Origin of the sequence: Rhodovulum sp. FJ3, assembly GCF_032918305.1 — a bacterium.
Taxonomy (GTDB): domain Bacteria; phylum Pseudomonadota; class Alphaproteobacteria; order Rhodobacterales; family Rhodobacteraceae; genus SAT37.
Genome location: NZ_JAWJUU010000002.1, coordinates 603,241 through 617,099 on the forward strand (window position 1 = coordinate 603,241; position 13,859 = coordinate 617,099).

Below are 13,859 nucleotides of genomic sequence, written 5' to 3' on the forward strand. Positions count from 1 at the left end.
GTCGCGGTCTCCTTATTTTTATTCTGCTGCCTCTTGCCCACCTTCAAGGATGGGCAATTGTACCTCAAACACCGCGCCGCCCGCGCGCCCGTTGCGCGCCTTCAGACGACCGCCAAGGTCGTTGACGATCCCCGAGGAAATAGCAAGCCCCAGACCGACCCCGTCCCCTGGTGACTTGGTGGTGTAGAACGGTTCAAACAAGGCGTCCAAATCTTCGATCCCGTGGCCATTGTCGCGCACGGTCAGGGTGGCAGTCTCACCCGCCGACAGGATCAGATCGATCTGCGGATCACTTGCCATCTTGGTCGCGTCCAGCGCATTGCGCAGGAGGTTGATGATTACCTGTTCCAGACGCACGCGGTCGGCCATCACCATGACGGGTGCGGGTGGCAGGCTGCGGGTAATCGTGACTTTGCGCCGTTTCAGCTGGGGCTCCATCATCGACAGGGCGCTGGACAAACTGGCCTTGAAATCAATGGGTTCGACCGCATCCCCGCCTTTGCGGGCATAGCTCTTTAGCTGTTTGGTGATCGCGCCCATGCGTTCAATCAGGTCATCAATCCGCGCAAACGACGCCAATGCCTCATCACTGCGCCGTCGGGTCAGCAACAACCGCGCGCCCGCCAGATAGGTTTTCATCGCCGCCAAGGGCTGATTCAACTCATGGCTGACCGCCGCCGACATTTCCCCCAGCGCCGCCAGTTTCGAGGACTGCGCGAGGGTCTGTTCGGCGACCTCTAGGTTCTTTTCGGCGCGTTCACGTTCGGCGATTTCCCGCTGAAGCGCGCTGTTCAATGCGCGCAATTCCGCGGATTCCCGCGCGTAGAACACCGAGCGCGACAGGGCGCGGCGCGAGGTGACGTAAAACGTCAGCGCCAAGAGCATGGCAAATCCCATGATCTCCAGCGCCAGAACCCCGTTCACCCGTTCGCGGATCGAGGCGAAGGTGGTGAAACTGATGATGCGCCACCCTTGGAACGGGATGCGCGCCTCATTGCGCATATAGGATTCACCCAGCAGGAAGGTATTCGCGGGCAGCGCGGCCCAATCGGCGGTGGCCTGAATTGCGCGTTGGATGGCCGAGGGCGCGGATTGCGTGGCAAGGGCCTCCTCGACCGTGCGTCCGCGCCAGCGCGGTTCGGTCGAAAGGATGATCAGGCCCTCGGAATTGGTGACCATCACCGCGTCCGAAATGCCCGACCACGATTGTTCGAACTTGGCCAGATCGACGGCCACCACGATTACACCGATGGTTTCGCGGTCGCTGGTGATTTTGCGCGAATAGGTGAACGAATACCCGCCAGAGGCGCTTTCCCCTGCAATAAACACGGTATCGTTGGACCGGCGGGCGTCGACGAAATAGGCCTCGGTCTGTTGGTTCGCGCCGATCCGGTTGCGATCACTGGACGCCACGACCCGTCCGCCGTTGTCGAGCAACAACAGGGACGCCGCGCCGATCTCTTCGGCATAGGTGATCAGACGCTGCGAGCTTTGGCTGTAATCGGTGGAATTCAGCGCGCCGATCAGGGTCGGATCCCGCGACAACAACAGGGGCACAACAGACGAGCGTTGAAGCTCGGACATCAGGTTGCCGGAATAAAGCGCCAGTCGCACCGCCGCGCGTGACCGTGTGGCGTTGGTGAACCTCTCGGTCAGCAGGTCATTGGTGACATAGATGACGCCGACCGCCGCCAAAAACAAAGCGATCAGCGTGGCGCGAATACGCCAGCTGACCCCGCCTTGGATAGAATGATCGTCAGTGTCGGCCATGGGCCAAATCTATGCGCCCTGCCCCGTCGGGACAAGCGCAACAGGTCATGCAGACAGCAGCGCCCCCGCCAATGAGCGGAAAATTTCCACCCCGTCGGTGTTGCCGTGGGCGGATTCGGCGGCGCGCTCGGGGTGCGGCATCATCCCCAGCACACGGCGGTTTTCCGACAGCACACCGGCGATATCGGCAACCGACCCGTTGGGGTTGTTGACGTATTCAAAGGCAATCCGGTCCTGATCGCGCAGTTGCGCCAGCGTCGCGTCATCAACGGTATAGTTGCCGTCGTGATGCGCAATCGGCACCGAAATCACGTCGCCCTTGGTGTAGGCGCTGGTGAAATCGCTGCTGGCGGTCGCAACGCGCAGGCCCACCGATTTGCACAGGAACTTCAGACCCGCGTTGCGCATCAATGCGCCGGGCAGCAGACCGGTTTCGGTCAGAACCTGAAACCCGTTGCACACGCCCAGAACATAGCCGCCCTTGTTCGCAAAATCGATCACGGCCTGCGCAATCGGCGAATTCGCGGCAATCGCCCCACAGCGCAGGTAGTCGCCGAACGAGAACCCACCGGGGATCGCGACAACGTCCAGACCGTCCGGCAGGCTGGTTTCCTTGTGCCAGATCATCTGGGCCTGATCATTGCCGGTCACCTGATTGAGGGCGACGGCCATGTCACGGTCACAGTTGGATCCGGGGAACTGAATGACGGCGGCTTTCATCAACGTAATCCTCTTGGGCGTGTGCCAAAGCCTAAGCGCGGACGCTTAGGCGATCTCGATGTCGTAGCTTTCGATCACCGTGTTCGCCAACAGCTTTTCGCACATGGCAGTCACGGTTTCACGGGCCTTGTCGGCGTCGGTTTCGGCCAGATCCAGATCGATCACCTTGCCCTGACGCACGCCATCCACGCCGTCAAAGCCAAGCGACCCCAGAGCGTGGCGGACTGCCTCACCTTGGGGGTCCAGAACACCGTTTTTCAACATCACATGAACGCGGGCTTTCATTTGTCCGGTCCTTCCTTTGTCTCTGTTTGCCTGTCAGCGACAGGTTAGTTGATCAGCGTGGGCTTGGTCGCGGGCGACACGTTGTTGGGCATCACACCCAGACGGCGCGCAACCTCGGTATAGGCGTCGGTCAAATCGCCCAGATCGCGGCGGAACACGTCCTTGTCCAGCTTTTGGCCGGTCTTCATGTCCCACAGACGACAGCTATCGGGGCTGATCTCGTCGGCAACGATCAGACGCATGAAATCGCCCTCAAAGATGCGGCCGATCTCGATTTTGAAATCGATCAGCTTGATGCCGACGCCATACATGATCCCCGATAGGAAATCGTTGACCCGCAGGGCCAGCGCGACGATGTCATCCATGTCCTGCTGGGTCGCCCAGCCGAATGCGATGATGTATTCCTCGGGCACGAGGGGATCACCAAGCGCGTCGTCCTTGTACGAGAATTCCACGATCGGACGGGGCAGCGGCGTGCCCTCTTCCAGACCCAGACGCTTCGCCATGGACCCAGCCGCAAAGTTGCGCACGATCACCTCAAGCGGAACGATCTCGACCGCGCGGATCAGCTGTTCGCGCATGTTGATGCGTTTGATAAAGTGGTTCGGCACACCAATCTGGGTCAGACCGGTCATAAAGAACTCGCTCAGGCGGTTGTTCAGAACGCCCTTGCCCTCGATCGTCGCCTTTTTCTCGGCGTTGAATGCGGTGGCGTCGTCCTTGAAATACTGAACCAGGGTACCGGGCTCGGTGCCTTCGTACAGGATCTTTGCCTTGCCTTCGTAGATTTTCTTACGGCGTGCCATGAAAACTCCGGTCAATGATGGGCCCGGGCTGTGGTCTATGCACATCGGCCCCCGTGTCTTTCGCACCTCTTATGCCAAGGTTTGCGCTAGAGCAAGGCGCGGGCGTGCGTTTTCACACTATAATAGGAACCGTAAATGATAGCGCGCACGCCCCCTAGGCATCCGTGCACCAATGTCTTAAAACGCATTCAACCAGATTCTGGAGGACGATAGGCCCATGACCACTTTCGACGATCGCGAAAATGCATTTGAAAACAAATTCGCACACGACGAGGAAATGAAATTCAAGGCGCAGGCGCGTGCGAACAAGCTGCTGGGCCTGTGGGCCGCTGGCCTGCTGGGCAAATCCGGCGATGAGGCGACCGCCTATGCCGGTGAAGTAGTGAAATCGGACTTTGAAGAGGCCGGCCACGAGGACGTGTTCCGCAAGGTTGCGGGCGATCTGAACGGTCTGGCGGATGAGGCCACCATTCGCGCCAAAATGGCCGAGGCCCTGATCGAAGCCAAAGGCGAGATCTTGAACGGCGAATAAGCCCTTCTGAAATCTCGAAAAAACGCGGGCGCGCTTTGTCATCGGCAAGGCGCGCTTTTCTTAAACCCGCCGTCCTGTTTGATCCGACCTTTGGCCAAATCGACGCGGTGGGCAAAATCGTTAACCCCTGTGCCGTATATGAGTCTGTGACTCAGTCTGTGAGGACCCGCCGTTGAGCACATCGCACCAAGACACCGACGCCCATGCGGCCATTGCCCCGTCGCGTGGCCGTCTGATCCTGCGTCAGATCGGGCCGTGGTCGATTGCGGCTCTGGTGGTATTTTTGTTGCGCGACCGTGTGATGGCATTGGACGTCGGGCGGGTGATCGAATGCGTTCTGGCCGTGTCCGCGGGCGATTGGGCCTTGGCCGTTCTGGCCACGGGGGTCAGTTTCTGGGCCATCGGGCGCTATGACGGCGTGTTGCACGGGATTATCGGCACCGGCGTCTGCACCCGCGCGGCCCGCATCACAGGCGCGACCGGGATTGCTCTGTCCCAAACGCTGGGATTCGGGGTCGTCACGGGCAGCTTGGTGCGCTGGCGCCTTTTGCCCAGCTTGGGCGCGGCGGGGGCGGCACAGCTGACGATCCTTGTGACCGCATCCTTTTTGGCGGGGTGGTTGGTCGTCACGGGCCTGACCCTGTTGATCCTTCCCTCGGGCGAACCGGTTTATCAGTACGCGGGCATCGCGGCGGTGGTTCTGTGTTTCGGCGCGATGGCCCTGTCGATCTGGCCGCCGCGCCTGTCGTTTCGGGGTCGCGCCCTGCGCCTGCCCTCGCTGCGCGCCATGGCGGTGATCGTCGCCTTTGCCTGCCTCGACACGCTGGCCGCCGCCTTTGGTCTCTACTGTTTGATGCCTGCGGACGTCAGCTATCAGGTCCTGTTGCCCGCGTTCCTCTTGGCCTTTGGCGCGGGGTTGATCAGTGGCACGCCCGGTGGCGTCGGCCCGTTTGAGGTGACGCTACTGGCGCTCTTGTCCCAATTTGACAGCGAGCCCTTGCTGGCGGGGATCGTCGCGTGGCGCGTGGTGTACTATGCCCTGCCCGCCGCACTGGCCGGTCTGGTCTGGCTGTCCGGTCCCATCAAACAATGGCGCGCCTATCCCAAAACCGTCGCGCCCGCCAAACTGAACCCCGCAGACCGGCACGCGATTGCCACGACCAAACGGGCCGAGGCCGCGTTGATCTATCAGGGCCGCAAGGAACTGTTGAAATCCCCCTGTGGCAATCCGGCGTTTGTCTCCGCGCGCTTGGGCCAGAGCCTGATCGCGCTGGGGGATCCGGTGGGCGATTGCCCCGACACGGCGCTGGACGCGCTGCGGGTGCGCGCCGCCAATAGCCACACCGCGCCCTGCGTCTATAAATGCTCGGCCCGCACCGCCGCACGCGCCCGCCGCCGCGGGTTCACGGTGATCCCCGTGGCCCAAGAGGCGCTGATCGATCTGGCCGATTTCACACTGGACACGCCCGCGCGCAGCGGCCTGCGTCGCAAATTGCGCAAGGCAGATAAGGCCGGCGTGACGGTCCGCGCCGGTGCGCCCGATGCGGCCACGATGGCCGACCTTCACCGCCAATGGGCCACCCGCAATAAGGGCGAGCGCGGCTTTTCCATGGGCACGTTCGACACCGATTACATCGACCAACAGGCGGTGTTCACGGCCTTTGTCGGCGATACGCCCGTGGCGTTTGCCACCTTCCACCGAGGGGTCAGCGAATACACGCTGGACCTGATGCGCACGGGCGATGATGCGCCTGATGGCACCATGTACGCCCTTGTCACCGCAGGAATCGCCGCCGCCCGCGCCGCCGGTTGCGCGCGCCTGTCCCTTGCCGCCGTTCCTTATGAGGGCGAGATCACCGATCCCCGCCTGAGCAAACTGCAAACCTATGCGCGCCGCACGGCACCGGGCGCGGGTCTGCGCCAGTTCAAGGCCGCCTTTGCCCCGCGCTGGGAGATGCTCTATGTCGCGGCGTCCTCGCCCTTGGCCCTGTCGGTTGCGGGGGCGGAAATCATTCGCGAAATCCTGCGCCCCGCCGCCTGATCCCCCTCACATCCGGCCAACATGCGCCGTTTTCATCATCATTATGACAAATAAGAATTTGCGGTTTGATGTCACAAGTGACACATAGCGCCCACGAACATGCCCTCGGTCCATCCGGGGGTGCCCCTGTTGCGCCCCATCGGCCATCACGAAAGGACATCGGATGAGCGACGCCCTGACCGAACTTTTGAAAACCCGCGACTGGTTGTTGGCGGATGGTGCGACGGGTACGAACCTGTTCAACATGGGGCTGAGCTCGGGCGATGCGCCGGAACTGTGGAACGTGGACGAACCCAACAACATCCGCGCGCTCTATCGTGGGGCGGTTGACGCAGGGTCGGACATCTTCCTGACCAACACCTTTGGCGGCAATGCCTCGCGTCTGAAACTGCATGACGCGCAGAACCGCGTGCGCGAGTTGAACCGCGTGGGTGCCGAGCTGGGCCGCGAGGTGGCAGATGCCGCCGGTCGCCCGATTGTGGTCGCAGGTTCCGTCGGTCCGACCGGCGAAATCATGGAGCCCATGGGCCACCTGTCCTATTCCGCCGCCGTTGAGATGTTCCACGAACAGGCCGAGGGTCTGAAAGAGGGCGGCGCAGACGTTCTGTGGGTCGAAACCATTTCCGCCCCCGATGAATTCAAAGCCGCAGGCGAGGCCGCGAAACTGGCCGGTATGCCGTGGTGCGGCACGATGAGCTTTGACACCGCTGGTCGCACGATGATGGGCGTGACCTCGGCCGATCTGGCCGAGATGATCGCGAAACTGCCCTACCCGCCGCTGGCCTTTGGGGCCAACTGTGGTGTGGGCGCGTCCGATCTGCTGCGCACTGTGATGGGCTTTTCCGCGGCTGGCACCGAAACGCCGGTGATCGCCAAGGGCAACGCGGGCATTCCGAAATACCACGACGGTCACATCCACTACGATGGCACGCCCGAACTGATGGCGGATTACGCCGTTCTGGCGCGCGATTGTGGCGCGACGATCATCGGCGGTTGCTGTGGCACGACGCCCGAGCACCTGCGCGCGATGCGTGCCGCGCTGGAAACGCGTCCCCGTGGGGATCGCCCGACGCTGGAACAAATCGCCGAGGCACTGGGCGGGTTCTCGTCCAACAGCGACGGCACAGGGGATGAGGCACCCGCGCCCGCCCGCACCCGTCGTCGCCGTCGCGCCTAATCGCCCACAGGCACCGAGATGTCAAAACAGGCTCAACTGATCCCCCACGCGTGGCGGGACACAGAAGTCGTGCACACGCAAGGGGCGCGATCTCTGGTCCAGACCCAACGCCGTGAACGCACGTTTAAACCGCGCGCCGATCAGTTTGGCATAGGCCCCCTGTCCCTGCATCCGGCGCCCCCATGCGGACTCGTACAAGGCACCGCCATGCATATCGCGGATATGGCCCAACACGCGTCCGGCGCGGTCGGGGTAATGGGTGTTCAGCCAGTCCTGAAACAACGGCGCAACCTCACGCGGCAGGCGCAGCATGATCCAGTTCGCGCCGGTCGCACCGGCCTGAACGGCGGTGGCAAGGATTTGTTCCAGCTCATGATCGGTCAGCGCGGGAATGACCGGCGCAATCATGACGCGCGTCGGGATGCCCGCATCGGCCAGACGTCCGATCACCTCAATCCGGCGGTTGGGCGCGGCGGCGCGCGGTTCCATCTTGCGGGACAGAACCGGATCGAGGGTCGTAACCGACACCCCCACATGGACCAGATCGCGCGTGGCCATATCCGCCAGAATGTCGATGTCGCGTGTGATCAGCGCGCCCTTGGTGGTGATCGTGACCGGATGGTTGAAATCGTTCAGCACCTGCAGGATGTCACGCATGATGCCACGGTCCCGTTCGACGGGCTGGTACGGGTCGGTGTTGGTCCCGATCGCAATCGGCGCGGGGCGGTAGCGCGGCGCGGACAGTTCCCGCGCCAATTGCTCGGCCGCGTTGGGGCGCGCGATCAGGCGGGTTTCGAAATCCAGACCCGGCGACATGTCCAGATAGGCATGCGTGGGGCGCGCAAAACAGTAGATACAGCCGTGTTCGCACCCGCGATAGGGGTTGATCGAGCGGTCGAATGGAATATCGGGCGACTGGTTTTTGGTCAGGATCCGGCGCGCGCGTTCATTGCGCACAGAGGTGCGGATCGGCGCGCCCGCCTCCACCTCAACCGTGTCCAGCCACCCGTCATCCAGCACCTCACGCCGGTACGGATCGAACCGCGACGGGTCGTTCTGCGCCGTGGCGCGCGCGCGGATCACCGGCGCATGGGGGGATTGGGGAACCTGTGTCATTTGAGAACGAAAGTAGAACATTTGTTCCACCCGCGCCAGCCCCTTTCGATCACAACCCCCTGTTTTGCAACCGTAACGTCGGTGGCGTGCGCGCCTATGTCGCAATTTGCCATTAACACGACGCCCGATTCCGTAAATATCATCCTTAATAGTGCGACCACCGCCTGCCAGGAGTAAGCCAATGGCCGATGAAGAAGACGATATCATCCTGTCCGAACTGCCCGACGACGAGTTGGTCCAGCAGATGATGGATGACCTCTATGATGGTCTGAAAGAGGAAATCGAAGAAGGTGTAAATATCCTGCTGGAACGCGGCTGGGCACCTTATGACATCCTGACCAAAGCCTTGGTCGCGGGGATGACGATCGTTGGCCACGACTTCCGCGACGGCATCCTCTTCGTGCCCGAGGTCCTGCTGGCGGCAAACGCGATGAAGGGCGGCATGGCCATCCTGAAACCGCTGCTGGCCGAAACCGGCGCACCGCGTATGGGCAAGATGGTCATCGGCACCGTCAAGGGCGACATCCACGACATCGGCAAGAACCTTGTCGGCATGATGATGGAAGGCGCAGGGTTTGAGGTTGTCGACATCGGCATCAACAACCCCGTCGAGAACTATCTTGAGGCCATCGACAAAGAACAGGCCGATATTCTGGGTATGTCCGCCCTGCTGACCACGACGATGCCCTATATGAAGGTCGTCATCGACGCGATGGTCGAACAAGGCATCCGCGACGACTACATCGTTCTGGTGGGCGGCGCGCCCCTGAACGAAGAGTTCGGCAAGGCCATTGGCGCCGACGCCTATTGCCGTGATGCGGCCGTGGCGGTGGAAACAGCCAAAGAATACATCGCGCGCAAGCACAACCAGATGAGCGCCTAAAACAAAGGGGGCAGCGACGCTGCCCCCTTTTTGCTTCGTGAGTGGGTTGCGCGCCTTACTTTGCGCGCAGGCTGTTGAGATACACAAAGGTCCCCGCACATACGATCGCATAGAGCGTATGACCCGTCAGAGCGACCCAAGTGATCCCCGTAAAGTTCAAGAAGAACGGCAGACCTGCCACCTTGGTCACGCCACCGATGGCGAAAACCCACAGGCCCACGCCGTAGATCGCCGAGGCGATGACCCAATGCAGACCCGGAATGATCTTGGCGATGATCGGCTTGGCAATGAACAGCCAGCCCACCGGATAGGCAATCAGGCCGACCAGAAACAGGTGCAAAAGATTGCCCGCGGGGTTCCCGTTGGGCAACCCAAGCGCCCCCAACAGAGACCGCGCCAGACCGACAGGCGCCAGATTGGCAAAGCCAAGTCCCGGGCTGATCGCCTGACCAAACAGGTCAAAGGCGATGGTGCCGGTCGAACCCGCGATCAGAATGGCAAAGATTGTGTGCATATCCAGAGCCGCGGATTTATCGCTGCTCATCATTGTGGTGTTGGTATCAGTCATGTCATCGTCCCTAAATACGTTGCACTAGACATGGCCCGCCCCTGTCCATCCCGCAACCATCTCGCGCTGATCCCACGTGAAGGTGAAATTCATTTCGATACCGTTACACTGCCACACGAAAGCATGAGGATTACGACAGATGACCGCGCGAATTGATGACGCCAAGTTGACAGAAATGGGATATTTCTCAACCGAAGGTGGAAAAATCCTTATCCTGGCCTGTGGTGCGTTGGCGCATGAAATACTTGCCGTGATCAAAACCGGCGGGTGGGAGCACGTCAGCTTGGCCTGTTTGCCCGCGATTCTGCACAATCACCCCGAAAAGATCGCCACCGAGGTCGAAAAGGCCCTGATCAAACACGCGCCGAACTTTGACCGGATCTTTGTCGCCTATGCCGATTGCGGCACCGGCGGCGCGCTGGAACAGGTTTGCGCGGCGCATGGCGTGGAGATGATCCGCGGACCGCATTGCTATGCGTTTTTCGAAGGCGTGGATACCTTCACCGCGCGAGATGAGATCGACGCCTTTTACCTGACCGATTTTCTGGCGCGTCAGTTCGATGCCTTTGTGTGGAAACCGCTAGGCCTAGATCGTCACCCCGAGCTGCGCGACATGTATTTCGGCCATTACCGGACGCTGGTCTATCTGGCGCAGACCGATGACCCCGCGCTGGATGCGCGCGCGGCCGATTGTGCGGCGCGCCTAGGTCTGTCGTATGAGCGGCGGTTTACAGGCTACGGCGAACTGACCCCCGCGATCACGGGGGCCGTTCAGGGTTAGAGCGCGCGGTATTGCGCCGCCTGTTTGTCGGTCCAGAACACGGTGATCGTATAGCCCGTTTCGGTCTGTTCCTCGGCCTTGACCACGCCCTGCTCAAACAGCCACGCCCGCGCGCGCCCTTCGGCAAAGGACAGGGTCAGGTCGAGCGTGTGACGCGGTTCGGTCAGGGCCTCGGACACCGCATCCATCAGGGTCTCAACCCCCTGACCGGTGATCGCGGACAGGGTGAACACGTCATCCTCGCGGTCGGCCTTGACCTGCAACGCCTCGCGGCGCGCCTCGTCCAGCAGATCGACCTTGTTCCAGATTTCGATCTGCGGCGTCTCTTCCTCAACCCCCAGATCGGCCAGAATGCGCAACACGTCATCCGATTGCTCTTGGCTATCGGGATGGGCGATGTCGCGCACATGCAAGATCAGATCGGCCTCTAGCACCTCTTCCAGCGTGGCGCGAAACGCCGCGACCAGTTGCGTCGGCAGATCGGAAATAAAGCCCACAGTGTCCGACAGGATGACCTTTTTCCCCGACGGCAGGGTCACGCCCCGCATGGTCGGGTCAAGGGTCGCGAACAGCATGTCCTTGGCCATCACATCCGCACCGGTTAACCGGTTGAACAAGGTGGATTTGCCCGCGTTGGTATAACCGACAAGGGCCACGACGGGAAACGGCACCTTTTTGCGTGCGGCGCGGTGCAGGTCGCGGGTTTTGACCACCTTGGCCAACTGACGGCGCAGGCGGACGATCTGTTCGTCGATGGCGCGGCGGTCGGCCTCGATCTGGGTTTCACCGGGACCACCCACGAACCCAAGGCCACCGCGCTGACGCTCTAGGTGGGTCCAAGCGCGCACGAGGCGGGTCCGCTGATAGGACAGCGCGGCCAGATCGACCTGCAAAACACCCTCACGGGTGCGGGCGCGGTCGGCAAAGATTTCAAGGATCAGACCGGTCCGGTCAAGCAGCTTGACCTTCCACGCCTTTTCGAGATTGCGCTGCTGAACGGGGGTCACATGCCCGTCGACGAGGACCAGATCGACCTCGGCGTCATGCAGCATCTTGCCCAGTTCATCAATCTTGCCGGTCCCAAACAGATACCCCGCCCGCATCTTGGGCAAAGGCACAATGGTAGAGCCCACAACCGTCAGTTCCGGCAGGGCAGCAGCAAGGGAAACGGCCTCTTCAAGCGCTGGCGCTGCGTCGCGCCGCTCTCGGTCCGAGGTGATATCGGGATGCAGAACCCAGGCCCGTGTTAGGCCCGGTTCGCGGTCAACAGGATCAGAAATTTATTCCTCACCATCATAGAGGTTGATCGGTTGCGCCGGCATTATAGTCGAAATCGCATGTTTATAGACCAGTTGCGATTGCCCATCACGGCGCAGAAGCACACAAAAGTTGTCAAACCACGTGATCACACCCTGAAGCTTGACGCCATTGATCAGAAAGATCGTGACCGGAACCTTGGTCTTGCGTACATGATTCAGAAATGCGTCCTGCAGGTTCTGTTTATCGGCAGCCATTGTTTTTCTTGCCTTTATTCTTGGTTTTGCCCCCTTACTGGGACATTCACTCGCACATACGACAGTAAGTATGAGCAGACTGCAAGACGGATTCCAGCGGAAATAATGTGCATTTGTGCACTAGATGCCTCATTGCGGCATTATTGTCGCCAAAACTCGGGGTTGAGCAGCGCGATGATGGCCAGCATTTCAAGGCGCCCAAGGATCATCGCCCCGCTGAAGATCACTTTGCCGGCACTGTCGAGTTCGGAAAAACTGATCGGGACCTCGCCCGCGACCTGTGCCACGGGACCGGTCGTCGACAGGGCCGCAACGGTCAGGATGCTGACGTCTTCAAAGTGCAGACCGGTCAGAGACAAGAGCGTCATGATCAGGGCAATCGACAGGGCGAACATCATGAAAAAGATCCACGCCACATAGGCCCCGCGCCGCCGGATGTGGCGGGCAAACACCCCTGCCCCGCCTACGGATGACGGATGGACCAGCTTGTCCATCTCGCGCACCCCGTGTTTGTAAAGGGCATAGACCCGCAGCAATTTGACCCCGCCCGCCGTGGTCGCAACGCCGCCACCAATCAGGGCAAGCCCCAACAGAACCATCCCCGGCGTCTGCAGGCCCGACCAGACCCGCGCATCCGCCCAATCGGCCGATACAAACCCCGTGGTCGTCAGAAAGGACAGCACCGAAAACACGCTACCCCACAGGGCACGTAGGGCGGCGACGGTGTTTTCCTGATCATCGACGTCATAGGCCCCCAGCCAATGGCGCAGGAACAACAGCATCGGGATCACGGCCAGACAGGCCAGACCCAGATTGATCTCGGGATCGCGCAATAGACGCCCCCAGCCCTCACGCCCTGTTTCGGGTGTGAACGTCTGGCGCGACAGGGCAAAGCCGAGGAACAGGAACATAAACAGTTCCCCCGGAAGGCCCGACAGCCCGTTCTCAAGACCACCGACGGGGGAAATCCCGCTGGTCGCGATGACGGACATGGCGTGGCAGACGGCGATCAGACGCTCCTCACCCGACAGGATCAACAACAGCCACAGCGCACCAGTGATCCCGCCATAAATCGGCAAGAGCTGCCCCGAAAACCGCAACAGCAATTCACGCGTATTGGCCGTGCGCACCGACAGGGCGTCGTGCTTTGTGCCTTGGCCGATGTTCTGGCTGCTGATCACCTCAAACCCGCCAAGGTTCAGCGGCGCAAGGATCGCAAGCGCCGTCACCCAGACAAAGAACCCGCCCATCCAACCGACAAGCGCGCGCCACAGATGGATCGACGGCGCAAGGCGCGCAGGATCGTCAAACAGGGTCGCGCCGGTTGTGGTCAGGCTGGACACCATTTCAAAATAGGCGTTCAGAAAGGTGGTGTTGCCCACGGCCTCCCAAAAGGGAAAGGCCAACAGGAACGGCATGAACGTGAAAAACAGCGGCAGCGCGATCAGGTGCGACAGGGCAAGGTTGCGCGGACGTGACTGATAGGACGACAGGCCCAGCACCACCGCAAAGAACAGAAACAGCGTGCCGGAATAGAAAAACGCGCGGGCCGTATGGTGGTCGCGGATCGACACCGCATGGATCGCGGGCAGATACATCGCCGCCGCGGCAATGCCGATCAGAATGACCAGAAACGGAAATTTCGCCAGAACCCGCACAGCCGTCG

The 13,859-nt window shown here is 61.2% G+C and carries 14 protein-coding genes; 5 read left to right on the forward strand and 9 right to left on the reverse strand.

The window, feature by feature from the left end; all coding sequences use genetic code 11:
• Positions 1-18 precede the first annotated feature (18 nt).
• The 4 genes from R1W00_RS08010 to purC are packed head-to-tail and all read right to left on the reverse strand — an operon-like array spanning position 19 to position 3,581.
• A complete protein-coding gene (locus tag R1W00_RS08010) occupies positions 19-1,770 on the reverse strand; it encodes an ATP-binding protein (protein WP_317262203.1) in 1,752 nt (583 codons plus the stop codon).
• A gap of 45 nt (positions 1,771-1,815) precedes the next feature.
• On the reverse strand, positions 1,816-2,490 hold the full coding sequence (purQ, locus tag R1W00_RS08015) for a phosphoribosylformylglycinamidine synthase subunit PurQ (protein WP_317262204.1): 675 nt from the start codon (positions 2,488-2,490) through the stop codon (positions 1,816-1,818).
• 45 nt (positions 2,491-2,535) lie between these two features.
• Positions 2,536-2,775 carry a phosphoribosylformylglycinamidine synthase subunit PurS gene (gene purS, locus R1W00_RS08020; protein WP_317262205.1) on the reverse strand — a complete coding sequence of 80 codons (240 nt, stop codon included), beginning with the start codon at positions 2,773-2,775 and terminating at the stop codon, positions 2,536-2,538.
• Between the two features lie 44 nt (positions 2,776-2,819).
• Entirely contained in the window at positions 2,820-3,581 is a 762-nt protein-coding gene (gene purC / locus R1W00_RS08025) for a phosphoribosylaminoimidazolesuccinocarboxamide synthase (RefSeq protein WP_317262206.1), read from the reverse strand.
• Between the two features lie 217 nt (positions 3,582-3,798).
• Between purC and R1W00_RS08030 the strand changes: the two genes are divergently transcribed.
• From R1W00_RS08030 to bmt, 3 genes are all read left to right on the forward strand, one after another.
• Positions 3,799-4,113, forward strand: coding sequence for a DUF1476 domain-containing protein (locus R1W00_RS08030; protein ID WP_317262207.1), 315 nt, complete (start codon positions 3,799-3,801; stop codon positions 4,111-4,113).
• 172 nt (positions 4,114-4,285) lie between these two features.
• The gene (locus R1W00_RS08035; protein ID WP_317262208.1) at positions 4,286-6,154 is read left to right on the forward strand and encodes a phosphatidylglycerol lysyltransferase domain-containing protein; all 1,869 of its coding nucleotides are present in this window, start codon (positions 4,286-4,288) and stop codon (positions 6,152-6,154) included.
• A 163-nt stretch (positions 6,155-6,317) separates the two neighbouring features.
• Positions 6,318-7,331, forward strand: coding sequence for a betaine--homocysteine S-methyltransferase (gene bmt, locus R1W00_RS08040; protein WP_317262209.1), 1,014 nt, complete (start codon positions 6,318-6,320; stop codon positions 7,329-7,331).
• Positions 7,332-7,352: 21 nt separating this feature from the next.
• On the opposite strand, the gene R1W00_RS08045 is transcribed toward bmt, so the two are convergent.
• On the reverse strand, positions 7,353-8,468 hold the full coding sequence (locus R1W00_RS08045; protein ID WP_317262210.1) for a PA0069 family radical SAM protein: 1,116 nt from the start codon (positions 8,466-8,468) through the stop codon (positions 7,353-7,355).
• A 160-nt stretch (positions 8,469-8,628) separates the two neighbouring features.
• On the opposite strand from R1W00_RS08045, the gene R1W00_RS08050 reads away from it, so the two are divergent.
• Entirely contained in the window at positions 8,629-9,330 is a 702-nt protein-coding gene (locus tag R1W00_RS08050) for a B12-binding domain-containing protein (RefSeq protein ID WP_317262211.1), read from the forward strand.
• Positions 9,331-9,385: 55 nt separating this feature from the next.
• Here R1W00_RS08050 and R1W00_RS08055 read toward each other — a convergent pair whose 3' ends face one another.
• Complete coding sequence (locus R1W00_RS08055) at positions 9,386-9,898, reverse strand: hypothetical protein (RefSeq protein WP_317262212.1); 513 nt, start codon at positions 9,896-9,898, stop codon at positions 9,386-9,388.
• A gap of 139 nt (positions 9,899-10,037) precedes the next feature.
• On the opposite strand from R1W00_RS08055, the gene R1W00_RS08060 reads away from it, so the two are divergent.
• On the forward strand, positions 10,038-10,679 hold the full coding sequence (locus R1W00_RS08060) for a DUF1638 domain-containing protein (protein WP_317262213.1): 642 nt from the start codon (positions 10,038-10,040) through the stop codon (positions 10,677-10,679).
• Here the strand turns inward: R1W00_RS08060 and hflX are convergent.
• From hflX to R1W00_RS08075, 3 genes are all read right to left on the reverse strand, one after another.
• Positions 10,676-11,959, reverse strand: coding sequence for a GTPase HflX (gene hflX / locus R1W00_RS08065; protein WP_317262405.1), 1,284 nt, complete (start codon positions 11,957-11,959; stop codon positions 10,676-10,678). The two genes, R1W00_RS08060 and hflX, sit on opposite strands and share 4 nt — an antisense overlap.
• Positions 11,960-12,193: an RNA chaperone Hfq gene (gene hfq / locus R1W00_RS08070; RefSeq protein WP_037206760.1), complete on the reverse strand. Its 234-nt coding sequence runs from the start codon at positions 12,191-12,193 to the stop codon at positions 11,960-11,962.
• Positions 12,194-12,333: 140 nt separating this feature from the next.
• The gene (locus R1W00_RS08075) at positions 12,334-13,851 is read right to left on the reverse strand and encodes a TrkH family potassium uptake protein (protein WP_317262214.1); all 1,518 of its coding nucleotides are present in this window, start codon (positions 13,849-13,851) and stop codon (positions 12,334-12,336) included.
• Positions 13,852-13,859: the final 8 nt, after the last annotated feature.

Excerpts from the sequence above, each read along its gene's own strand:
- purQ (WP_317262204.1), bottom strand. The coding sequence starts at position 2,490 with ATGAAAGCCGCCGTCATTCAGTTCCCCGGATCCAACTGTGACCGTGAC.
- bmt (WP_317262209.1), top strand. The coding sequence starts at position 6,318 with ATGAGCGACGCCCTGACCGAACTTTTGAAAACCCGCGACTGGTTGTTG.
- R1W00_RS08050 (WP_317262211.1), top strand. The coding sequence starts at position 8,629 with ATGGCCGATGAAGAAGACGATATCATCCTGTCCGAACTGCCCGACGAC.
- R1W00_RS08030 (WP_317262207.1), top strand. The coding sequence starts at position 3,799 with ATGACCACTTTCGACGATCGCGAAAATGCATTTGAAAACAAATTCGCA.
- R1W00_RS08060 (WP_317262213.1), top strand. The coding sequence starts at position 10,038 with ATGACCGCGCGAATTGATGACGCCAAGTTGACAGAAATGGGATATTTC.
- R1W00_RS08045 (WP_317262210.1), bottom strand. The coding sequence starts at position 8,468 with ATGTTCTACTTTCGTTCTCAAATGACACAGGTTCCCCAATCCCCCCAT.
- hfq (WP_037206760.1), bottom strand. The coding sequence starts at position 12,193 with ATGGCTGCCGATAAACAGAACCTGCAGGACGCATTTCTGAATCATGTA.
- R1W00_RS08010 (WP_317262203.1), bottom strand. The coding sequence starts at position 1,770 with ATGGCCGACACTGACGATCATTCTATCCAAGGCGGGGTCAGCTGGCGT.
- purS (WP_317262205.1), bottom strand. The coding sequence starts at position 2,775 with ATGAAAGCCCGCGTTCATGTGATGTTGAAAAACGGTGTTCTGGACCCC.
- purC (WP_317262206.1), bottom strand. The coding sequence starts at position 3,581 with ATGGCACGCCGTAAGAAAATCTACGAAGGCAAGGCAAAGATCCTGTAC.
- R1W00_RS08055 (WP_317262212.1), bottom strand. The coding sequence starts at position 9,898 with ATGACTGATACCAACACCACAATGATGAGCAGCGATAAATCCGCGGCT.